Annotated in this window: 17 protein-coding genes; 12 read left to right on the top strand and 5 right to left on the bottom strand. The window is 66.8% G+C overall.

Translation table 11 applies throughout. The annotated features are described in order from the left end of the window. Nucleotides 1-17 precede the first annotated feature (17 nt). The 5 genes from A1D30_RS08795 to mmsB all read left to right on the top strand — a co-directional run bounded on the left by A1D30_RS08795 (nucleotide 18) and on the right by mmsB (nucleotide 4,046). Nucleotides 18-398, top strand: a complete 381-nt coding sequence (locus tag A1D30_RS08795) for a lysozyme inhibitor LprI family protein (RefSeq protein ID WP_109790909.1) — start codon at nucleotides 18-20, stop codon at nucleotides 396-398. A 172-nt stretch (nucleotides 399-570) separates the two neighbouring features. Beyond that, nucleotides 571-1,737, top strand: a complete 1,167-nt coding sequence (locus A1D30_RS08800; RefSeq protein ID WP_063460362.1) for an acyl-CoA dehydrogenase family protein — start codon at nucleotides 571-573, stop codon at nucleotides 1,735-1,737. A 292-nt stretch (nucleotides 1,738-2,029) separates the two neighbouring features. Next, the gene (locus tag A1D30_RS08805) at nucleotides 2,030-2,500 is read left to right on the top strand and encodes a TfoX/Sxy family protein (protein ID WP_063460363.1); all 471 of its coding nucleotides are present in this window, start codon (nucleotides 2,030-2,032) and stop codon (nucleotides 2,498-2,500) included. A gap of 141 nt (nucleotides 2,501-2,641) precedes the next feature. Further along, nucleotides 2,642-3,043: a DUF488 family protein gene (locus tag A1D30_RS08810; protein ID WP_063460364.1), complete on the top strand. Its 402-nt coding sequence runs from the start codon at nucleotides 2,642-2,644 to the stop codon at nucleotides 3,041-3,043. 76 nt (nucleotides 3,044-3,119) lie between these two features. Beyond that, nucleotides 3,120-4,046 (top strand): 3-hydroxyisobutyrate dehydrogenase, encoded by a 927-nt coding sequence (mmsB, locus tag A1D30_RS08815; RefSeq protein ID WP_277922020.1) that lies wholly within the window; start codon nucleotides 3,120-3,122, stop codon nucleotides 4,044-4,046. A 54-nt stretch (nucleotides 4,047-4,100) separates the two neighbouring features. Here mmsB and A1D30_RS25465 read toward each other — a convergent pair whose 3' ends face one another. Beyond that, nucleotides 4,101-4,640, bottom strand: coding sequence for a hypothetical protein (locus tag A1D30_RS25465; protein ID WP_131798434.1), 540 nt, complete (start codon nucleotides 4,638-4,640; stop codon nucleotides 4,101-4,103). Nucleotides 4,641-4,682: 42 nt separating this feature from the next. After that, nucleotides 4,683-5,336 (bottom strand): hypothetical protein, encoded by a 654-nt coding sequence (locus tag A1D30_RS25470; RefSeq protein WP_131798435.1) that lies wholly within the window; start codon nucleotides 5,334-5,336, stop codon nucleotides 4,683-4,685. Between the two features lie 306 nt (nucleotides 5,337-5,642). Here A1D30_RS25470 and A1D30_RS08820 point away from each other — a divergent pair, with 306 nt between their 5' ends. The 7 genes from A1D30_RS08820 to A1D30_RS08850 all read left to right on the top strand — a co-directional run bounded on the left by A1D30_RS08820 (nucleotide 5,643) and on the right by A1D30_RS08850 (nucleotide 14,540). Next, nucleotides 5,643-6,032 carry a DUF2946 family protein gene (locus A1D30_RS08820; RefSeq protein WP_063460366.1) on the top strand — a complete coding sequence of 130 codons (390 nt, stop codon included), beginning with the start codon at nucleotides 5,643-5,645 and terminating at the stop codon, nucleotides 6,030-6,032. A 344-nt stretch (nucleotides 6,033-6,376) separates the two neighbouring features. Beyond that, a complete protein-coding gene (locus tag A1D30_RS08825; RefSeq protein ID WP_109790934.1) occupies nucleotides 6,377-8,557 on the top strand; it encodes a TonB-dependent receptor in 2,181 nt (726 codons plus the stop codon). Between the two features lie 159 nt (nucleotides 8,558-8,716). Next, a complete protein-coding gene (locus A1D30_RS08830; RefSeq protein WP_063460367.1) occupies nucleotides 8,717-10,330 on the top strand; it encodes an ABC transporter substrate-binding protein in 1,614 nt (537 codons plus the stop codon). After that, complete coding sequence (locus A1D30_RS08835) at nucleotides 10,327-11,295, top strand: ABC transporter permease (protein WP_063460368.1); 969 nt, start codon at nucleotides 10,327-10,329, stop codon at nucleotides 11,293-11,295. The genes A1D30_RS08830 and A1D30_RS08835 overlap by 4 nt, the downstream gene beginning before the upstream one ends. Beyond that, a complete protein-coding gene (locus A1D30_RS08840; RefSeq protein ID WP_063460369.1) occupies nucleotides 11,292-12,134 on the top strand; it encodes an ABC transporter permease in 843 nt (280 codons plus the stop codon). Before A1D30_RS08835 ends, A1D30_RS08840 begins: the two co-directional genes overlap by 4 nt. Beyond that, entirely contained in the window at nucleotides 12,131-13,567 is a 1,437-nt protein-coding gene (locus A1D30_RS08845) for an ATP-binding cassette domain-containing protein (RefSeq protein WP_063460370.1), read from the top strand. Before A1D30_RS08840 ends, A1D30_RS08845 begins: the two co-directional genes overlap by 4 nt. A 109-nt stretch (nucleotides 13,568-13,676) precedes the next feature. Further along, nucleotides 13,677-14,540, top strand: coding sequence for an META and DUF4377 domain-containing protein (locus tag A1D30_RS08850; protein ID WP_063460371.1), 864 nt, complete (start codon nucleotides 13,677-13,679; stop codon nucleotides 14,538-14,540). Nucleotides 14,541-14,616: 76 nt separating this feature from the next. Here A1D30_RS08850 and A1D30_RS08855 read toward each other — a convergent pair whose 3' ends face one another. From A1D30_RS08855 to A1D30_RS08865, 3 genes are read right to left on the bottom strand one after another with little or no spacing between them, the layout of a single operon-like run. Then, nucleotides 14,617-18,285: an EAL domain-containing protein gene (locus A1D30_RS08855; protein WP_063460372.1), complete on the bottom strand. Its 3,669-nt coding sequence runs from the start codon at nucleotides 18,283-18,285 to the stop codon at nucleotides 14,617-14,619. 20 nt (nucleotides 18,286-18,305) lie between these two features. Next, nucleotides 18,306-18,704 (bottom strand): response regulator, encoded by a 399-nt coding sequence (locus A1D30_RS08860; protein WP_063460373.1) that lies wholly within the window; start codon nucleotides 18,702-18,704, stop codon nucleotides 18,306-18,308. Then, nucleotides 18,701-20,554, bottom strand: a complete 1,854-nt coding sequence (locus A1D30_RS08865; RefSeq protein ID WP_063460374.1) for a PAS domain S-box protein — start codon at nucleotides 20,552-20,554, stop codon at nucleotides 18,701-18,703. Before A1D30_RS08865 ends, A1D30_RS08860 begins: the two co-directional genes overlap by 4 nt. Nucleotides 20,555-20,713 lie beyond the last annotated feature (159 nt).

The following is a 20,713-nucleotide window of genomic DNA, read 5'->3' on the forward strand; positions in this document are numbered from 1 at the left end:
CGATGCGGAGATGGGCCATGGTCGTCGGTGCTGGGTGCGTAGTGCTGGTGGGTGCCGATGCCCACGCACAGGCCGGTGCCGCCTGCAAACCCGGCGGCACGGTGGAAGAAACCAACGCCTGCGCCGTGCAATCCTTCCAGGCGGCCGACACCGAGATCGCCATCCTCTACGGCGATGTGATGCGCGCCCTGTCGGCCCACGAGCGGCCCCAGCTGCGGCAAGAGCACACGGCCTGGCAGCGCGAGCGCACCACGCGCTGCAAGCAGGCGCAGCGTAGCAACGAAGCGCAACCCCAGTGGCCGCGCCTGTACCACGAGTGCCTCACGGCCGAAACGCAGGCCCGCCGCAAGGGCCTGATGCGCTGGCTGACGCTGGACCACCCGTCCGCCAAGCCGTGAACAAGATGGATTCACGATGGACTCGACCTCTTTGAACTTCAAATATCCGTTCGGGCTGAGCCTGTCGAAGCCTCGCGCCGCGCTTCGACTGCGCTCAGCGTGAACGGTTGATTGGCGCGTAAACCCCATTCATCCGAAAAAAGCACAACAACAAGCGACATCGAGACACACCATGGACTTTGAACTCACCGAAGAACAACGCGCCTTTGCCCAGACGGCCCGCGACTTTGCACAAGCTGAGTTCGCACCCCACGCCGCGCACTGGGACGAGGAAGGCATCTTCCCGAAAGAAGCCATCGCCAAGGCGGGCGAGCTGGGCTTTTGTGGCCTGTACGCGCCCGAAGCCGCAGGCGGCCTGGCCCTGCCCCGGCTGGATGCCACGCTTGTCTTTGAAGAAATGGCGGCTGTGGACCCCAGCACCACCGCCTTCATCACCATCCACAACATGGCCACCTGGATGCTGGGCACCTGGGCCACGCCCGCCGTGCGCGACCACTGGGGTCCGCTGCTGACCACGGGCGAAAAGCTCGCGTCCTACTGCCTGACCGAGCCGGGCGCAGGCTCCGACGCCGCCTCGCTCAAGACCCGCGCCGAGCTGGTGGGCAACGAATACGTCATCAACGGCGCCAAGGCCTTCATCAGCGGTGCAGGCAGCACCGACGTGCTGGTGCTCATGGCCCGCACGGGCGATGCGCAATCCGGCGCCAGCGGCATCAGCGCCTTTGCCGTGCCCGCCGATGCGCCCGGCATCAGCTACGGCAAAAAGGAACAAAAGATGGGCTGGAACAGCCAGCCCACGCGCACCATCAGCTTCGACAACGTGCGCATCCCTGCCGACCACCTGCTGGGCCGCGAGGGCGAAGGCTTCAAGATCGCCATGAAGGGCCTGGACGGCGGCCGCATCAACATCGCTACCTGCTCGGTGGGCGCGGCGCAAGGCGCGCTCAACGCCGCCCAGCAGTACATGCAAGACCGCAAGCAGTTTGGCAAACCCATCGCCAGCTTCCAGGCCCTGCAGTTCAAGCTGGCCGACATGGCCACCGAGCTGGTCGCCGCCCGCCAAATGGTGCGCCTGGCCGCCAGCAAGCTGGACGCCGGTGCGCGCGACGCATCCACCTACTGCGCCATGGCCAAGCGTTTTGCCACCGATGCAGGCTTCACCGTCATCAACGACGCGCTGCAGCTGCACGGCGGCTACGGCTACATCCGCGAATACCCGCTGGAGCGCCTGCTGCGCGACGCGCGCGTGCACCAGATCCTGGAAGGCACCAACGAAATCATGCGGGTGATCATTGCGCGGCGCATGCTGGATGGGGATGCGACGGAAGTGATTCGCTGAGCGTTTACTCCTGTTTTCATAGCTACTAGCGCTTACCCAACGGGCGGTAACGGCCAATTTTCCTCATGAAACACCTCTCTCAGACAGGAACACCCGCCCACGCACCTGCAGCAGCGCCGGGGGCTACCCCCTCTCCCCTCGCGGGAGAGGGTTGGGGAGAGGGGGCCGCACCCGCACCGCGCCGGTTTCACCCCTCTCCCCGGCCCTCTCCCACAAGGGGAGAGGGAGCCACAGCCCACTGAGACAACCCTCTGAGACAGGTATCTAGCCAGCGCCATTTGAACCAGCCACCATGCCCGCCCGTCCCCTCTCCGACGAAACCCTGCACCTGATCGACGCCGTGCGCAGCGCGCTCGCGCACCGCAGCGACGTGGAAGAACGGACCATGTTTGGCTGCTACTGCTTCTTTGTGGACGGCAAGCTGTGCATTGGCATCAAGGGCGAAGACCTGCTGGTGCGCCTGCCGCCCGAGCGCCACGGCGAGTTACAGGAGATGCAGAACACCCGCGAACTCTCGCCGGGCGGCGGCATGAAAGGCTACTTCTGGGTGGAGCCCAACGGCTACGCCACCCGCGAGCAGTGGACCTACTGGGTTCAGGAGGCCCTGGCCTACAACCCGCTGGCCAAGGCATCACCGCGCAAGAAGCCGAAGAAAACCCCCGTTGCGGCTGCAGACAACAAGGCTTCGCCTGCCGCCAGCAAGACGCCCAAGACAAAAGCCGCTGCCCAGAAGAAGCACAGCATCTTCGAAGCCGACGACTGATACCAATTGGCCTTTAAAAATACAAAACCGTTCACGCTGAGCCTGTCGAAGCGCCGCGCAAGGCTTCGACAGGCTCAGCCCGAACGGTATGGAAGTTTGAACGCAGATCCGTATGAATCCAGCCTGCCCGGAGACACCCCCATGCCCCTACGCATAGTCCGCCTTGGCACCCCGCGCGCCGCCGGGGAAGGCACCCGCATCGGCACCGTGCGCCGCCCACCGCGCGGCGTGCCCAAGGCCGAGTTCGCCAGCCGCGACTACTACGACGTGTGGTACCCCCTGCTCTCCCCCAGCGCCGACCTCATGGCCCAGGGCCAGCAGGTGCCCACCGGCAAAGAAGGCGACAAGGAATGGGAGGCCTTCACCAAACAATTCCGCAAAGAACTGGCCCAGCCCGAAGCCAGCCGCACGCTGGATTTGCTGGCCGCGCTGTCGCACCACAGCGCCATGTCGCTGGGCTGCTACTGCGAGGACGAAGCCCGCTGCCACCGCTCGGTGCTGCGCGCCGAGCTGGCCCAGCGCGGGGCCGACATCAGCCCCTAGATTTCAAGCTTTTTAGGCCGCTACCGCGCGATGGATAAGCCTTTCCAGCTATCAAATTCATACTAAATCCGCACCCATTCCCTTTCACCATCACAACGACATCCAGGAGCAACACAGCATGAAAATCGCATTCATCGGCCTCGGCAACATGGGCGGCCCCATGGCACACAACCTGCACAAGGCAGGCCACGAAGTGCGCGCGTTCGACCTCTCGCAACCCGCCCGCGACAAGCTGGCCGCAGACGGCGTGCCCATCGCCACCGACGCCAAGGCAGCAGTCGCAGGCGCCGAAGTCGTCATCAGCATGCTGCCCGCCAGCCAGCATGTGGAAGGCCTCTTTTTGGGCGCGGGCGAGCTGCTGGCCCAGTTGCCTGCGGGCACGCTGATCATCGACTGCTCCACCATCGCAGCCGCTACCTCCCGCAAGGTGGCCGACGCCGCCAAGGCCAAGGGCGTGGCGTTCATCGACGCACCCGTGTCGGGCGGCACCGGCGGCGCCATCGCAGGCACCCTCACCTTCATGGTGGGCGGCGACGCCGCCGACCTGGAACGCGCCCGCCCCGTGCTCGAAAAAATGGGCGCCAACATCTTCCACGCAGGCAGCGTGGGCGCAGGCCAGACGGCCAAGATCTGCAACAACATGCTGCTGGGCATCTTGATGGCAGGCACCAGCGAAGCCATTGCCCTGGGCGTCGCCAACGGCCTGGACCCCAAAGTCCTCTCAGAAATCATGCGCCGCAGCTCGGGCGGCAACTGGGCGCTGGAGAAGTACAACCCCTTCCCCGGCGTGATGGAAMCCGCACCCGCCAGCAAGGGTTACGCGGGGGGATTTGGCACGGACCTGATGCTCAAGGACCTAGGGCTGGCACAGGAGAACGCGATGGCGGTGAAGGCCGCCACGCCGCTGGGGGGCATGGCGCGCAATTTGTATGCGGCGCACAGCCTGGCGGGACATGGGGGGCTGGATTTTTCCAGCATTATCAAGATGGTGCAGAAGGGTTAATCGCTCTTCCGTCACAGAAAAACGCCAGCGTCTGCTGGCGTTTTTTCATTGGTGCTAAGAAAAAAATTCTGAACTCCATGACTCAGCAATACTGACGCATTCTGGCAATTTGGGCCCGATGAAACTTGCCCAGCTAGACACGTGCTGGGAGGAGTGGTACCGCAGCCATATGTCCTCGTTTTCACGATAAGGAGCCGAGACTTCTCGGAACTTCTCAATATACCACTTTGCAACGTCTGGAGATATTTGAAACGTCGGATGATCTTGAGGTGGAGGGGGCAGATCCGAAATAACTCTGTTTTGAATTAATCGAATTTCTTCTCGCTCACCTGCTGAGAGAAATTTTGCGAGCCGCTTCCTTCTTGACGGATTGGCTCCGACGATTGGCTTCGTTGACTTTTGAAATTCAACTACAAATTTTGAGCCGGAGTGGAAATCCCAACCGTCTTGCGAAATCTGAAACCACGCGACGACGTAAGCGCTGCCGCATTCACGATACCAGCTCAAAGGCCCGTTTGCGCGCTTGAATCCAGCAGATTTGAACCAAGGCGCGAGTTCGGACTTGAGTAGTGCATAAACCTCTGGTGATTTCATATATTACCTACGCTGATGGAATGAATGTGGTTTGCGCCGCCACTATGACAATACTATCCCAGGACCAAGAACTAGCCGATCTTTGGCAATGCGCAGGACCCTATGTTCGCCATTCTTCGTTGGAATCATGCGCTTGAAATAACCCTCTCGCAATTGAATAGGAGCATCAGGCCCAATGTCGGACAAAAATTTTTGGATTATGCCTGAGTCGATGGGCCAAGGGAAAATAAGCGTCGGCTGAATGAAAATGCGTTTACCGCTGACAGTGATGGTGAACGATGAACCTCGCCGCAGGGGACTGGCGGCCGGTAGTATCGGTGTCGCCCATTCAAAATCATAGGTAAACCGCAAATATGCAGGGCCATCGCCTTGCTGCCTTGGCCATTTTTCTTCGTCGAATGCCAACGCCAGTGCCCTGGGAAGGTCTTCGGGCGAGAAGTGCCAGAGTCCCTCGCCTTCCGTTCCGAGAGTGCGATTAATGTGCGCGCGAAACTCGTTATAGACCTTCACCGGGCCATCATAGGGAGGTACGCATTGAAGTGAGATGGAGTCATGCAGCTTTGCAATGGTCCACTTTTGAAGAAAGTCTTCAATTTGTGCCCACGCCCTCCGTGCATTCTTTTCCCGAGCCTGATGACCATAACTTACAGACTTTGTGGGCTCGTAGAGGACAAATTCGTTATCGTCTTCTTTCATTGGTCCCTCGGTAGTTTTTCATTTGGCTAACCCTTCGGAGCGTCGAATTTAGCTTCATCGGAGAAGGCGCGGGAGTGGCGGCTTCAGTCCGAAAGGGGCAGTTTAGCTTCCGGATGCAGGTTGTTTTAGCCAGCTAAAACGACTGCCATTCAGTCGGTCCGACCTGAGTTGCGCAGTCCAACGGAGCGTTCTCACCCGAGCATTTCACGTAGGTTGGATTGACGGCTTTTGCCTCCCCGTCACTTCATGGCGGAACGACTTGCCCACCAATTCGCAGCCCGCAGTTGAGTATGATTCGCATCCCTCATGCTGCACCGCACCATCCCCGCTCTGCCTTTCCACATCGTGCTTCTGCTGGTGGCGTTGTTCAACGCGCTGGCGGGCACGCCCTTACACGAGGCGCGGCACATCCAGGAGCTGGTTAGCAGCGCCACAGTCTCAGCAACCGCAGGCGATGTGGATGCGTTGGCAAACAACGCCACAGCCAGCGACGATCACAGCGAAGAGACACACACCACCTGCGCCTGGTGCCTGACCCACGCGCTGGAGGCGGGGCTGGCGCATGCACCGGCTCGCCAGCCGCAAGTCCCCGCAGAACCCAGCGCCGTCGCGCCGCACAGCGCAGACCCCTTTACGGCCCAGCAGGTGCGCTGGCCGTTTGCAGCACGCGATCCCCCGCCAGCCCAGCGGGCCTGACACGCGTCGGGCCCGAGGGATCCTCTGCGCAAATCACCGCGCCGTGTGCATCTGCGGTCTCGGGCGGTCTGCGGCGTTGCAAATGCTCGCAATAGCTACGGCTATTGCTGTGCTTTGCGCCTAGCAGCCCATCCCGATCCGCAGCGCTCACTCGCCGCTCGATTCGCACAGAGGATCCCTAGCCAGCCTGCGCTCCCCAGCGCATCCCCTTTTCGTTTTTGCCCTTGCATTCACCCCCGTGGGGTGCGTGCGGGCACGCGGCCATGTGCGCCTGCCAACTCCCTGGCGGGTGTGAGCCGCGTTGCTACTGGCTTTTGCATTCACCGCTTTTGGACTGGTTTGCCATGCGTTCTTCGTCTTCTCCTGATTCTTCTTCACGCCCTGCGCCCCTGCCGCGCCCCACCTTGACGGCCCTGGCGGCAGCGGCCCTGCTGGCCTCCCTCCACCCCGCCTGGGCCGCAGACGGCGATGTGGTCACACCGCCCACCCTGTCTGCCGTAGACGTGGTGGGCCGCAGTGCCTCGGGCACCTACTACGCCGACGAGGCCGAGGGTGCCAAAACCAGCCTGCCGCTGCGCGAGCTGCCGCAGTCGGTGCGGGTGATGTCGCGCCAGACGCTGGACGACCTGGGTGCCACGCGGCTGGATGATGTGCTGGACTATGTGGGCGGGGTCTCGCGCCAGAACAACTTTGGCGGGCTGTGGGACAACATCGCCATCCGGGGGCTGCCGGGCAACGAGAACACGGGCATGGCGACGCTGCTCAACGGGTTTTCGTCTAACCGGGGCTTTAATGCGCCGCGCGACCTGGCGGGGGTGGAGCGGGTGGAGTTCCTCAAGGGCCCAGCGGCGGCCCTGTATGGCAGCAGCGAGCCCGGCGGCACGCTCAACATCGTGAGCAAGAAGCCGCTGTGGAAGGCCGCCCATTCGGTGGAGGCCTACGCGGGCAGCTACGGCCTGGGCCGGGCGGCGCTGGACACCACGGGCCCCATCAGCGACCGGCTGGCCTACCGCCTGAATGTGGCGGTGGAAGACAAGGGCAGTTTTCGCGACCATGTGCGCGCGCAGCGGCAGGTGGTGGCACCGGCGTTGACCTGGAAGCTCTCGCCCGACACGGTGCTGGAGTACACGGCCGAATTTCTGCGCCACGCCACTCCGCTGGACCGGGGCGTGGTGGCGGTCAACAACCGCCTGGGCCCGGTGCCCGCCAGCCGCTTTTTGGGCGAGCCTGCCGATGGCGATGTGACGGTGACCAACCAGACGCACCAGCTGGTGCTGTCGCACGAGTGGAACCCCGACTGGCGCAGCCGCGTGGGGCTGTCGTACCGCGAGACCGGGATGGAAGGCTTCTCGACCGAGGCCACCGCGCTGCAGGCCAATGGCCGCACGCTGACGCGCCAGCGGCGGTACCGCGACTTCCAGTCGGACGACGTGGCCGTGCAGGCCGAGCTGCAGGGCAACCTGCGCACGGGCGGGCTGGAGCATGAGCTGCTGGTGGGGGTGGAGAGCTACCGGTTCAGCATGGATTCGGTGATGCTGCGGGTGAACCCCAGCGCTGCCGCGCCCTATGCCATCGACATCTTCAACCCCGTCTACGGCCAGGCCCAGCCCACGCCGGGGCGCAACACCGACACGCTGGAGAAGCAGCGCAACACCGCGCTGTATGTGCAAGACACGCTGAAGCTGGGCGAGCAGTGGCGCGTGATGGCCGGGTTGCGGGCCGACAACTATGAACAGAGCCTGCAAAACCGCATCACCCACCGCACCACGGCGCAAAGCCCCTCGGCCGTGTCGCCGCGCCTGGGGGTGAGCTGGCTGCCCACGCAGGGGTGGACGGTGTATGCCAATGCGGGCAGTTCGTTCCGCCCCAACACGGGCAGCAATGTGGCGGGCAACGGCTTTGACCCCGAAAAATCCCGCGCGCTGGAGCTGGGCGCCAAGTGGGAGAGCACCGACCAGCGCCTGGGCGCCACGGCGGCGCTGTTCGACATTACCAAGCGCAATGTGCTGACCAGCGACCCGCTGAACGCGGGCTTTTCAGCCGCCGCTGGCGAGGTGCGCAGCCGGGGGCTGGAGCTGGACCTGTCGGGCCGCGTGAGCGCACATTGGCGGGTGAACGCCAGCCTGGTGTTCAACGACGTGGAGGTGACCCGCGACAACACGCTGGAGGTGGGCGGCCGCCTGCTGAACGTGCCCAAGGTCAACGGCAGCGTGCTGGCGGTGTACGAAAACGCACTGGCCAACGGCCAGCGCTACGGCGTGGGCGGCGGCGTGACCCACATGGGTAAGCGCCTGGGCCAGGCCCGCACGCAGGCCGAGGCCAATGCAGGCACGGCTGCGTTTGAACTGCCCAGCTACACGACAGCAAAGCTGATGGCGTACTGGCGCCTGAGCCCCACGCTGAACCTGTCGCTGGACGTGGACAACGTGTTTGACAAAGTGCACTACACCAGCTCGTACAGCCGCGTGTGGGTGGCGCCGGGGGCGGCGCGCACGGTCACCGTGGGTTTGCAGGCGAAGTTTTGACCCAGTGAGCCAGAACCGTTCACGCTGAGCTTGTCGAAGCGCCGCGCAAGGCTTCGACAGGCTCAGCCCGAACGGTGAGTGGAAGTTCAAAGATGCCGAAGCCATCGCCGCCCGAATTTCAGCGGCTGCACTGCATGCACAGCACCATGAATCACTGAAATGAATCGTTTCTTCAACCCCTTTTCACCGCTGACGCGCCGCCGTGCCTTGCAGGCCCCCGTGGCCGCGCTGGCTGCGGGCGCCTTGCCCGCAGCCTGGGCGCAGGACACAAAACCCGCCGCCCCTCCCGCACCGCTGCAAATCGTCGGCCCGTGGGAGATCAGCGGCCTGGCGCCCGCCAGCAGCGGCTATGTGTTCACGCGCCTGCAGGTCACCGAAACCCTGCTGGACGCTGCAGACGACGGCCAACCACGGCCCGCGCTGGCGCAGCACTGGCGCCGGTCGGCAGATGGGCTGGCGTGGCAGTTTGAGCTGCGGGCCGGGGCGCGTTTTCACGACGGCAAACCCGTGACCGCCGCCGCCGTGGTGCGCAGCCTGCAGGCCGCGCAGGTGGCGCCTGCGCTGCTGAGCCAAGCGCCCATCGAGTCCATCACCGCGCCTGACGAAGGCACGGTGCTCATCCGCCTGCAACGCCCCCACACCGCCCTGCCTGCGCTGCTGGCGCATTCCAGCACCATGGTGCTGGCCCCGGCCAGCTATGGGGCCGACGGCAAGGTGCGCAGCATCATTGGCTGCGGCCCCTACCGCATTGCGCTGCTGGTGCCGCCGCAGCAGGTCGAGACAGTGGTGTTTGACGCCTACGACGGCCCGCGCCCCGCGATTGCCGCCGTGCGCTACCTGGCCGCCAGCCGTGCCGAAACCCGCGCGCTGATGGCCGAGAGTGGCCAGGCCGACCTGGCCTATGGGCTGGACCCGGCCAGCCTGCGGCGGCTGCAGCGCCATGCGCAAAACCCTGCGCTGGCGCGCCGCACGCCGGTGCGCATTGCCTCGGTCACGCTGCCGCGCACCGTTATCGTCAAGCTCAATGCGGGCCTGCCTGCGCTGCGCGATGTGCGCGTGCGGCAGGCGCTGAGCCTGGCCATTGACCGCGCGGGCATTGCGCTGGCGCTGATGGGCGACGAGGCGCTGGCCGCCACGCAGCTGCTGCCGCCCACGCTGGGCGCGTGGCACAACCCGCACCTGCCCCCGCTGCAGCACGACCCCGAAGCCGCCGCACGCCTGCTGCGCGCCGCAGGCTGGCAGCGCCACAGCGATGGCCTGCGCGATGCCCAGGGCCAGCCGCTGCACCTGGTGATCCGAACCTTTGTGGACCGGCCCGAGCTGCCGCTGATTGCCACCGCCTTGCAGGAGCAGTGGCGGCTGGCGGGTATGGCGGTGAAGGTGAGCATTGGCAACTCGGGCGACGTGCCCCGGGGCCACCGCGACGGCAGCCTGCAACTGGCGCTGGCCACCCGCAACTACGCCAACGTGCCCGACCCCACAGGCACGCTGGCGGGCGACTTTGCCGCCCAGGGCGGCGACTGGGGCGCCATGGGCTGGCACAGCGACACCGTGGTGCAGGCCCTGCACGAGCTGACGCGCACCCAGACGCCGCCCGAGCGCACGCGAGTGCTGCGGCGATCCATCACGCACACCCTGCAAGCGGAGCTGCCCGTGATCCCCGTGGCGTGGTACCGCCAGCATGTGGCCGTGGCCCCCCGGCTGGCGGGCGTCACGCTGGACCCGCTGGAGCGTTCTTACCGCCTGACCGGCATGAAGTGGACCAACCCATGAACCCCTTGATGTCAAAACCCTGGGCCGCCCTGCTCGGCCGCAGGCTGGTGCAGGTGCTGGCCGTGTCGCTGCTGATCGGCACGCTGTGCTTTTTGATGGTGCGCGCCCTGCCCGGCGACCTGGCCATGCGCGTGGCCGCGGGCCGCTATGGCTATGACCTGGTGAGCAACGCAGCCGCCGACGCCGTGCGCGCGGAGCTGGGGCTGGACCGCCCCGGCTGGCTGGCGCTGCTGCACTGGTGGCGCGACATGGTCACCTTCAACCTGGGGCAGTCGCTGGTGTCGCAGCGATCGGTGTGGCACGAGGTCACGCACCACCTGGGCGCCACGCTGCGCCTGTCGGCCGCCGCGCTGGCCATTGCCTTTGCCGTGGGCGTGCCCCTGGGCGTGTGGGCCGGGCTGCGGTCCCAGGGCTGGGTGGACAAGGCCAGCTGGCTGATGGCCGTGGTGCTGCGCGCGCTGCCGCCGTTTTTGCTGTCGGTGCTGCTCATCCTGCTGGTGGCCGTGCAATGGGGCTTTTTGCCTGCGGGCGGTGACGAGAGCCAGGCCAGCCTGGTGCTGCCCGCGCTCACGCTGGGGCTGGGCCTGGCTGCCGGGCTGGCGCGTGTAACCCGCGCCGCGATGCTGGAGGTGGTGGTATCGCCCTTTTTTGAATTTGCGCGCACCAAGGGCCTGAGCGACTGGCAGGCGCTGGTGCGCCATGGCCTGCGCAATGCCGCCGTGCCGGTGACGGCCTACCTGGGCGTGCAAGCGCTGTTTCTGGTGGAGGGCGCGTTGGTGGTGGAGACGCTGTTTGCCTGGCCCGGCATCGGCCATGCGCTGGTGCACGCCGTGTTCGGGCGCGACATCCCCGTGGTGCAGGGCACGGCCCTGTGCATGGGCGTGCTGTTTGTAGTGTTCAACCTGCTGGTAGATGCGGCGTGTTTGGCGCTGGACCCTCGGCATACCCAGAAGGTAGCTGCATGAGTGCCGTACCTTCCACTCTTTCGTCGCCAGTTGGCGGCTTGGTGGCCCAGCCTCGCTGGCCGCTGCGCACCATGCTGGGCTTGGCCCTGCTCGGCCTGCTGGCCCTGTTTGCCCTGCTCGGCCCCTGGCTGGTGGGCGCCAGCCCGGTGGTGCAAGACCTGCGTAACACCCTGGCCCCACCCAGCGCCCAGCACTGGCTGGGCACCGATGTGCTGGGCCGCTCGGCGCTGGCGCGGCTGGCGCATGCGGCGCAGCTCTCGCTGGGCATGGCGCTGCTGGCGGCCGTGAGCGCCGCCGTGCCCGGCACGCTGCTGGGCATCGTCGCCGCATGGCGCGGTGGGCGCACCGAGCGGGCGCTGCTCATGCTGTCGGACTCGGTGCTGGCCATCCCCGGCCTGCTGCTGGTGCTGCTGGTGGCCGCCCTGGCGCCCGGCGCGCTGTGGGCGCTGTATGCGGGCCTGTCGGCTGCGCTGTGGGTCGAATACTTTCGCGTGAGCCGTGCAGTGGCCCGGCCCGTGCTGGCGGGCGACGCAGTGCAGGCATCGCGCCTGCTGGGTTTTGGGCGCGGCTATGTGCTGCGCCGCCACCTGCTGCCCGCGCTGGCACCCACGCTGGGCACGCTGCTGGCCTTCACCACATCGCAGGCCGTGCTGGCGCTGGCCGCACTGGGTTTTGTGGGCGTGGGCATGCAGCCGCCCACGCCCGAGCTGGGACTGATGATGACCGAGGCCATGCCCTACTACGAAGAAGCCCCGTGGCTCATTGCCGCCCCCACCGCCCTGCTGGTGTGGCTGGTGGCCGCGTTGATGCTGCTCAACCCCGACCGGGAGACCGCATGACCACGCCTTTGAAATCCGACGCCCTGCTGGTTGTGGAGGGGCTGGGCATCCAGGTGGGCGGCAAACGGCTGCTGCGCGACATCGGCTTCAGCCTGCGGCCGGGCGAGGCGCTGACTCTGGTGGGCGAAAGCGGCGCGGGCAAGTCGCTGCTGGCCCAGGCCATCATGGGCAACCTGCCGCCTGCACTGCAGGCGACGGGCCAGATCACGCTGGATGGCACCACCACCCGCGCCCAGGACGCCGCCGCGCGCCGTGCCCTGTGGGGCCGCAAGCTGGCGCTGCTGCCGCAAGAGCCCTCGCTGGCGCTCAACCCCCTGGCCCGCGTGGCGCCGCAGCTGGCCGAGGTGTACCGCCTGCTGCACCAGCAGCCCCCCAGCGCCGCCAGCGCACAGGCCGTCCAGGCGCTGAGCGCTGCGGGCCTGGGCAGTGCTGGCAGCCACTACCCCTGGCAACTGTCGGGCGGCATGGCCCAGCGCGCCGTGGCCGCCATCACCCTGGCCGGGGGCGCGCCGGTGCTGATGGTGGACGAGCCCACCAAGGGCCTGGACGCGCATTGGCGCGGCCGCATGGTGGAGCTGTTCCAGGGCGTGCTGCAGGCGGGCGGCTGCCTGCTCACCATCACCCACGACATGCAGGTGGCGCAGGCGCTGGGCGGCCAGGTCATCGTGCTGCGCCACGGGCAGGCGGTGGAGCAAGGCGACATCCACGCCGTGGCCGCCGCACCGCAGCACGCGTTTACGCGCCAGCTGCTGCAGGCCGACCCGGCCCGCTGGCTGCCGTTTGGCGCGCCCACGCCGGGCGAGCCGGTGGTGCAGGCGCATGGCATCTCCAAAGCCTATGGCGCGCAGCAGCTGTTTGCGCCGCTGGACCTGACGCTGCACAGCGGTGAACGCATCGCCGTGCAGGGCCCGAGCGGCACCGGCAAAAGCACGCTGGGCAATGTGCTGCTGGGCCTGGTGGCGCCCGACACCGGCCGCGTGGAGCGCAGCGCCCGGCTGCGCCCGCATGCCTTTCAAAAGCTGTACCAGGACCCGGTGGGTTCGTTTGCGCCGCACATCAGCCTGGCCCAGTCGCTGCGCGATGCTGCCCGCTTGCACCGCTGCGACTGGAAGGCGGTGCAGCAGCGCCTGGCGCAGCTGCGTATGCCCGAAGACCTGCTGGCGCGCAGGCCCGACCAGGTGTCGGGCGGCGAGCTGCAGCGCATTGCGCTGGCGCGCGTGCTGGTGGCGCAACCGGCCCTGCTGTTTGCCGACGAGCCCACCTCGCGCCTGGACCCGATCACGCAGCAGGAGGCCATCCAGGTGCTGCTGCACGCGGTGCAAGACACCGGCGCCGCGCTGATGCTGGTGACCCATGACCCCCACCTGGCCGCCGCCGTGGGAACGCGCACGCTGGACTTTGCACAGGGCAACACGCTGGCCTGCGCGGCGTGAGTCCACGCATCACTTCACGCATGGGGCCGGGCAGGAGTCTACCCAGGCGCTCGCCCCAAAGCGCCCTTCTCCTACCCTGCCCGGGGCGCTTTTCCGCTAAGGTGGCGGGATGCATCTGAAACGACTCAACACCCTCAGCGGCGGGCGCCCCGCCTTCGGCAAGGCCCTGGCGGCCGCCACCCTTGCAACCCTGCTGGCGGCCTGCAGCAGCCAGCCCCAGGGAGCCCCCATGACGCAGCCCCCGTCTCCTTCTTCTTCCCCGTCTTCTTCCGCCCACACGCTGCAGGCCTATGACTGGGACCTGGTCGCCGCCCACGATGCCCGGGGCCAGGCGGCGCCTGGCTGGCTGCTGGCGGGCAAGCGCCCGCTGCGCCTGCACTTTGAGGCCCAGCGGCTGTCGGTGCAGAACCTGTGCAACGTGATGGGCGCGGGCTACACGCTGAGCGGCCCGAATCTGCAGGTAGGCCAGCCCGTGTCCACCAAACGCGCCTGCGCCGAGCGCGACCTGATGGATCTGGAGCAGCGGGTGGCCACCCTGCTGCCCCAGGCCCAGCGTTGGGAGCTAAAGGGAGTCACCGCCACCACCGCGCCGCAGCTGGCGCTGTGGTTTGCCGACGGCAGCCGCTGGGAGCTGGCGGGTTCGCCCACACCGGCCACGCGGTTTGGCTCGGCGGGCGAACGGATGTTTCTGGAAGTGGCCCCCGAGCGTGTGGCCTGCAACCACCCGCTGATGCCCCAGGCCCAGTGTCTGCGCGTGCGCGATGTGCGCTATGCCGACAACGGTGTGCGCCAAGGGGTGGGCGAGTGGCGCATCTTCCAGGGCGAGATCGAGGGCTACCGCCACGAGCCGGGCCTGCGCAACGTGCTGCGGGTGCAGCGCTACTCGCTGGCGCGCAACGGCCAACTGCCCGCCGATGCGCCCAGCCATGCGTATCTGCTCGACATGGTGGTAGAGACCGAACGGGTCCGGTAGAGCCTGAAACTTCAAGCAAAAAGTGCCTTTACCGCGCGACCATCATGCCTTTATAGCTATCAAATACATAGCATCACTACGGCACAGGCACTGAAACAGCCGCCCCCGAGGGTGCCGCAGCGCGCAAAAAGCGCTGCTCGAACGCGCTGGCAGGCAGCGGCTGGCTGAGCAGGTAGCCCTGCATCTCGTCACAGCCCAGCTGCGCCAGCCGCGCACGCTGGTCCTCGGTCTCCACGCCCTCGGCCACCACCTTCAGGCGCAGCGAATGCCCCAGGTTGACGATGGTGGACACCAGCGACAGCCCCTGGGGCCCGGAGGCCATGTTCATGGTGAACGAACGGTCGATCTTGAGCGTGTCCACCGGCAGCCGGGCCAGGTAGCTCAGCGACGAGAACCCGGTGCCAAAGTCGTCGATGGCGATGGTGATGCCCATCTCGCGCAGCGCGTGCAGGCTTTGGGTGCTGCGCTCCACATCGTCCATCACCATGCTTTCGGTGATCTCCAGCTCCAGCCCGCTGGCGGCGGCGGCGTCGTGCGCCACGGCGTCGCGCACCTCGGCAATGAAGCCCTGGTGCCGCAGCTGCAGGATGGACACGTTCACGGCCACCCGCAGCGGCGCCAGCCCCGCCTGGCGCCAGCGCAGGTTGTCGGCCAGCGCCTGCCGCAGCGCCCAGCGGCCCACGTCGTAGATCAGGCCGGTTTCTTCGAGGATGGGGATGAACTGGCCGGGCGGCACCAGGCCCCGGCGCGGGTCGTTCCAGCGGATCAGCGCCTCGACGCCCGTGATGGCGCCACTGGCCAGGTGCTGCTTGGGCTGGTAGTGCAACACAAACTGGCCCTGCTCCAGCGCCGCGCGCAGGCGCCCTTCCAGGCTCAGCGCCTCGGCCACGCGGGTGTTCATCTCGGAGGTGTAGAACAGCAGGCTGTCGGCCGATGCCTTGGCCTTGTTGACGGCGGCTTCGGCGTTGCGCAGCAGGGTTTCGGCATCGGCACCGTCCATGGGGTACAGGGCCACCCCGGCCTTGGCGGCCATGCGCAGCTCGGTGCCGCCCACCACAAAAGGCGTGTCGAAACAGGCACGCATGAGCAGGTCCACCGCCACCGCCACGGCCCCGGCGTCGCGGGCCTCGGTCACGGCGATGCCAAAGCTGTTGATGCCGATGCGCGCCACGTCGTGCAGGTTGCTCGCTGCATGCTGCAGCCGCAGCGCGACCTGCTTGAGCAGTTCATCGCCCGCCTGGCGCCCCAGGGTGTCGTTGACGATGCGAAACCGGCTGACATCCATCAGCGCCACGCCATGCAAGGCCTTGGCCCCGTCGCGGGCCCGCAGGTGCTGCCCGGTGCGCTCCAGAAACAGCGTGCGGTTGGGCAGGCCGGTGATTTCGTCGTAATAGGCCAGGTAGCTCAGGCGGTCTTCCTTGTCGAGGTGGTCCATGGCAAAGCCGATGTCCCCGGCCAGCTCGGTCAGCAGCTTCATCTCGGCCGCGTCGAAAAAGCCCACCTCGTCCGCCAGCAGGGCCACCACGGCCACCACATCCCCCGCCACCACAATGGGCAGCACCGCAATGCTGGCCACGCCACGCGCCTGCAGCTGTTCGCGCAGCATCACGCGCGGGTCGCCGGTGATGTCGTCGCACAGCACGGGCCGCCCCGAGCGCACCACGGCGGCGGCCAGGCTTTCTTCGGGCGTGGGCACATCGAACAGGCCCAGCCGGTCGTGGATGTTGTGGATGAAGTCGGCCTCGGCCCCCGACACGCCCACGGGCACCACGCGCCGCGCCGCGCGGTCCACCCGGCCGATCCAGGCGATGCGGAAGTGGCCATGGTCCACGGCAATGCGGCAGGCCTCGCGGAACAGCTCGTCGCGCTGGCGCACGCGCACGATCAGGGTGTTGATGCCGCTGAGCATGGCGTACACGCGGTTCAGCCGCTTGATCTTGCGCTCGGCCTCGCGCCGCTCGGTGATGTCTTCGCCCAGGCTGGCCACGCCCGTCACCTGCCCGCCCACCGAGCGCAGCACGGTGTTGTTCCAGTGCACCAGGCGGCGCTCGCCCGAGCGGGTGAGGATTTCGTTGTCGTAGTGCCAGGCCGAGGGCCGGTCGGCCAGCAGGTCGGCAAACACATCGCGCACATGGGCGGTTTCGGGCGGCACAAACAGCTCGAACCAGTTGCGGCCAAACACCTCCTCGCGCTGCCAGCCCGTCAGGCGCAGCAGGTAGTCGTTGCAGTAGGTGATCAGGCCGGTGCAGTCCAGCATCAGCGAGATCATCTCGACCTTGTCGAGCATGGTGTTGAAGCGCCGGTCGCTTTCGTGCAGCTCTTCTTCGGCACGTTTTTCCTTGGTCACGTCCTGGATGGTGTTGAACCAGCGGCCCACCGTGCCCCGGCCGGTCTCGTCCTCCAGCGGCTCCATCACCTGGCGCAGGTACTGCAGCTCGCCCGACGGGTTGAGCACGCGGTAGGTGAAGTCCACCCGGATCCTCTGGCGCGCGGCCTGCAGCGCATGGTGGCGGAACGTGCCCCGGTCGTGCGGGTGCACCAGTTCCAGCCATTCGCGCGCCGAGCGGGGCACCGCGTCGGCGGGCAGGCCCAGGATGTCGGGCAAGGTGTCTTGCCAGCTTTCAAACGCGCCGTCGTGCCCGCTGATCACATGGGTGATCTTGGCCAGGGCCTGCGCCCGGCGCAGGCTGACCTTGCTGGCGCGCAGTTCGTCCATGGCGCGCTGGCGCTCGAACACCTCCACCTGCAGCTGTTCGGCGTGTTTCTGCACCTCCATGTAGAGGCTGCCGTTTTCGTAGATGCGCCCCACCTGGGCGCCCAGGATAGCCAAGACCTTTTCATCGTCGGCGCTGAACTCTTCGGCCCCCTCCTTGTTGGCCAGGCAGATCCAGCCGTAGGAAAACGACAGCGAGGTGACGGGCGCGATCAGCCCGGTGTGCAGCGGCGGGTAGCCTGCGGGCAGGCCGATCACGCTGGGGTTGCCACCGGGGTTGGTCACGCGCTCGGAGCGGCGGTCGGCCCGCAACTGCCCCAGCAGGCCGTGGGAGACCACGGGCAGGTCCAGCGGCCGGTCCTGCGGCCCTGTGCGTGCGGGATCGATGCCGCTGGTGCAGGTGATGGCGCTGCCGCTGTGTTTGCGCACCACGCACAACACGGCGTACTGCGCCCCCACCAGTTCGCGCGCCCCACGGCACACATTGGCCAGCAGCACCTGCGGGTCGCGTTCGGAGGCGAGCTGCAGGTTCAGGTCGGTCAGCGCCGCCAGGCGCCGGTTCATGGCCTCCAGCTCAGCCACGTTGCCCGTGAGCTTGTCGGTAACGAGCTGCAGGTGGCGGGTCTGGAAGCCATGCTCCAGCGCCACCGAAGGCCGGGGCGCAATCTGCGTGAGCGCCTGCTCGATGGCGGCCAGGATGTCCTGCGGCTCGCAGGGCTTGACCAGCACCTGCGTGACGCCGCAGGCCAGCGCGAGGTTGCGCGCCTCCTGCTCGCGGTAGTGCGCGCTGTAGAAGATCACCTGCGTGGCCGCCAGGTGGTGGTCGGCCCGCAGCTGGCGCACGAACTCGTAGCCGTCCATGGTCGGCATCAGGATGTCGGAGATCACCAGGTCAGGCCGCTCGGCGCGCACCAGGGCCAGGGCCTCGGCGCCATCGGCGGCCTCCAGGGCCTGGTGGCCGCTGTGCCCGATGAGCGTGACCACCAGCGCCCGGTTGGCGGGAAGGTCATCAACAACAAGGATCTTTGCCATGCGCTGCCCGGTGCTTCTGGTCAGCCCTCGGTGGGCGGGGTGTTGAACGGCGGCCCCAGGAAGGCCTCGACCTGCTGCACGAAGGTTTCGGGCGTGATGGGCTTGGACAGGTGTTCGTTGAAGCCCACGTCCAGCGCCTTCTCCCGGTCGCCCGGCATCGAGAACGCCGTGACCGCCACCAGCGGCACCACGCGCCAGATCATGCTGGTGCGCAGGCTGCGGGCCACCTCATAGCCGTTCATCACAGGCATCTGCAGGTCGCACAGGATGATGTCCGGGCTTTCTGCCAGTGCAACACGCACGCCCACGGCACCGTTTTCTGCGGCCAGCACGCGGTGGCCTGCGGCTTCCAGCAGGTAGGTGACCAGCTGGCGGCTGGCATCGTCGTCTTCTATGACCAGGATGGTGGCTTTGGTCATGCGCTGCGCTCCTGGATTTCAAGAACAAAGGTGCTGCCGCGCCCTTCTTCGCTGTCAAAACCCAGGGTTCCGCCCAGGGCTTCGGCCAGCTTGCGGCTCAGGTGCAGGCCCAGGCCCGTGCCTTCGTGGTGGCGGCGGTCTGCGCTCTCGACGCGCGAGAAGGCCTCGAACAGGCGGGGCTGCTCCTGCAGCGCAATGCCGGGGCCGGTGTCTTGCACCCGCAGCTGCACGCTGCGGCCGCCGTCAGGCATGGGCAGCTCGTGCAGCACCACATCGACCCGGCCCTGCTCGGTGAACTTGATGGCGTTGCCCACCAGGTTGATCAGGATCTGGCTCAGCGCGCGCCGGTCGGTCTGCAGGGCCACCGCCTGTGTCGGCACATGCACGGCAAATGCCAGCCCCTTGCGCCGTGCCTCCAGCTCCAGCGTGGCCGAGACCTCCTCGATCAGGGCCTTGCAGTCCACGGCCTCCAGGTTCAACGTCACCTTGTTGGCGCTCAACTTGGCCACGTCCAGCAGGTCGTTGATGAGGGACAGCAGATGCTTGGCACCCGTCTGCACGATGCGCAGCTGTTTTTCCTGCTCGGCGTTGAGCGGGCCGGGCAGCTTCATAAGCAAGGTGCCGGTGAAGCCGATGATGGCGTTGAGCGGCGTGCGCAGCTCGTGCGACATGCTGGCCAGGAAGCGGTCCTTGACCAGGGCGGCGTTCTCCAGCTCCAGGTTCTTGTCGCGCAGCACCTGCTCGATGCGCTTGCGCTCGGTCACGTCGCGGATGGCGCTCGATACAAACAGCCCTTCCTCGGTCTCCAGCGGGCTCAGGCTGATCTCGACCGGGAACTCGGACTTGTCCTTGCGCAGGCCATACAGGTCCAGCCCCGCGCCCATGGAGCGCGAACGCGGCTCGGCAAAAAAACGGTGCCGGTGCTCGGGGTGGCGGGCGCCAAAACGCTCGGGCACCAGCAGCTCGATGGGCTGGCCCAGCAGCTCGTCGCGGCTCCAGCCAAACAGCTTCACGGCCTGCGAGTTGACGAGCACGATGCGCCCTTCGCGGTTGACGATGACCATGGCGTCGGGCGCGGCTTCGAGCAGGTCCTTGAACTTCTGGTCGGCTCGCTTGCGGTCGGTGATGTCGCGGATGGCGCTCATCACCATGGTGCCCTCTTCGGTGTCGATCGGGCTCAGGCTGATCTCCACCGGGAACTCGCCCCGGTCCTTGTGCAGGCCATGCAGCTCCAGCCCCGCGCCCATGGTGCGCGTGCGCGGCTGGCCAAAAAAGCCGCTGCGGTGGCCCAGGTGGGCGCCCCGGTAGCGGTGGGGCAGCAGCATCTCGATCGCCTGGCCCAGCAGTTCGGCGCGGGGATAGCCAAACACGCGCTCGGCCTGCGAGTTGACGAGCACGATGCGCCCCGTCACATTGACCATCACGATGGCATCGGGGGTGGATTCGAGCAGGTCGCGAAAGCGGGCCTCCAGCAGCTTGGCCTCGCGCTCCACCTTCAGCTGGGTCACGTCCTTCTTGCTCGACAGGAAGTACAGCAACTGGCCGCTGCCATCGAGAACCGCCTTGGTGGACACGTTGATGTGGACCAGCGTGCCATCCTTGCGGCGGCGCACCGTCTCTCGCACCGAACTCCCCATATTCACGGCCTCTGCCCGCATGATGTCCTCTTCGTGGGCCCGGTCCGGGGGCACGATGAGATCCAGCAGAGAGCGCCCTTGCACGTCGGCTTGCTTGTAGCCAAAGATCAACTCGGCGGCCGGGTTCCACTCCAGCACCAGCCCCTCCGGAGACAGCACCAGCAGTGCGTCGGGGTTCTGCTCCCAATACGCGACAGAAAGTTTGGATCCCATGCAGCCCTCTTGTGCCTCTTGTTCCAAGTGGAGTTCCTTCCCTGCACCGCACCGCCAGGGTGCAAAACCATATTATGTGGGAACGCAAGAAAACACCAACACAGAAGTGCCATCGTGAATGCCCGGGCCACAACCGCTGCGCCACAGGGCGCAAGGCAC

Source organism: Acidovorax sp. GW101-3H11, assembly GCF_001633105.1.
In the GTDB taxonomy this organism is placed as follows: Bacteria; Pseudomonadota; Gammaproteobacteria; order Burkholderiales; family Burkholderiaceae_C; genus Acidovorax.

Bases quoted from the DNA above. Each gene is read 5' to 3' on its own strand.
- A1D30_RS08795 (WP_109790909.1), top strand. From the start codon at position 18: ATGGTCGTCGGTGCTGGGTGCGTAGTGCTGGTGGGTGCCGATGCCCAC.
- A1D30_RS08800 (WP_063460362.1), top strand. From the start codon at position 571: ATGGACTTTGAACTCACCGAAGAACAACGCGCCTTTGCCCAGACGGCC.
- A1D30_RS08805 (WP_063460363.1), top strand. From the start codon at position 2,030: ATGCCCGCCCGTCCCCTCTCCGACGAAACCCTGCACCTGATCGACGCC.
- A1D30_RS08810 (WP_063460364.1), top strand. From the start codon at position 2,642: ATGCCCCTACGCATAGTCCGCCTTGGCACCCCGCGCGCCGCCGGGGAA.
- A1D30_RS25465 (WP_131798434.1), bottom strand. From the start codon at position 4,640: ATGAAATCACCAGAGGTTTATGCACTACTCAAGTCCGAACTCGCGCCT.
- A1D30_RS25470 (WP_131798435.1), bottom strand. From the start codon at position 5,336: ATGAAAGAAGACGATAACGAATTTGTCCTCTACGAGCCCACAAAGTCT.
- A1D30_RS08820 (WP_063460366.1), top strand. From the start codon at position 5,643: ATGCTGCACCGCACCATCCCCGCTCTGCCTTTCCACATCGTGCTTCTG.
- A1D30_RS08825 (WP_109790934.1), top strand. From the start codon at position 6,377: ATGCGTTCTTCGTCTTCTCCTGATTCTTCTTCACGCCCTGCGCCCCTG.
- A1D30_RS08830 (WP_063460367.1), top strand. From the start codon at position 8,717: ATGAATCGTTTCTTCAACCCCTTTTCACCGCTGACGCGCCGCCGTGCC.
- A1D30_RS08835 (WP_063460368.1), top strand. From the start codon at position 10,327: ATGAACCCCTTGATGTCAAAACCCTGGGCCGCCCTGCTCGGCCGCAGG.
- A1D30_RS08840 (WP_063460369.1), top strand. From the start codon at position 11,292: ATGAGTGCCGTACCTTCCACTCTTTCGTCGCCAGTTGGCGGCTTGGTG.
- A1D30_RS08845 (WP_063460370.1), top strand. From the start codon at position 12,131: ATGACCACGCCTTTGAAATCCGACGCCCTGCTGGTTGTGGAGGGGCTG.
- A1D30_RS08850 (WP_063460371.1), top strand. From the start codon at position 13,677: ATGCATCTGAAACGACTCAACACCCTCAGCGGCGGGCGCCCCGCCTTC.
- A1D30_RS08855 (WP_063460372.1), bottom strand. From the start codon at position 18,285: ATGGCAAAGATCCTTGTTGTTGATGACCTTCCCGCCAACCGGGCGCTG.
- A1D30_RS08860 (WP_063460373.1), bottom strand. From the start codon at position 18,704: ATGACCAAAGCCACCATCCTGGTCATAGAAGACGACGATGCCAGCCGC.
- A1D30_RS08865 (WP_063460374.1), bottom strand. From the start codon at position 20,554: ATGGGATCCAAACTTTCTGTCGCGTATTGGGAGCAGAACCCCGACGCA.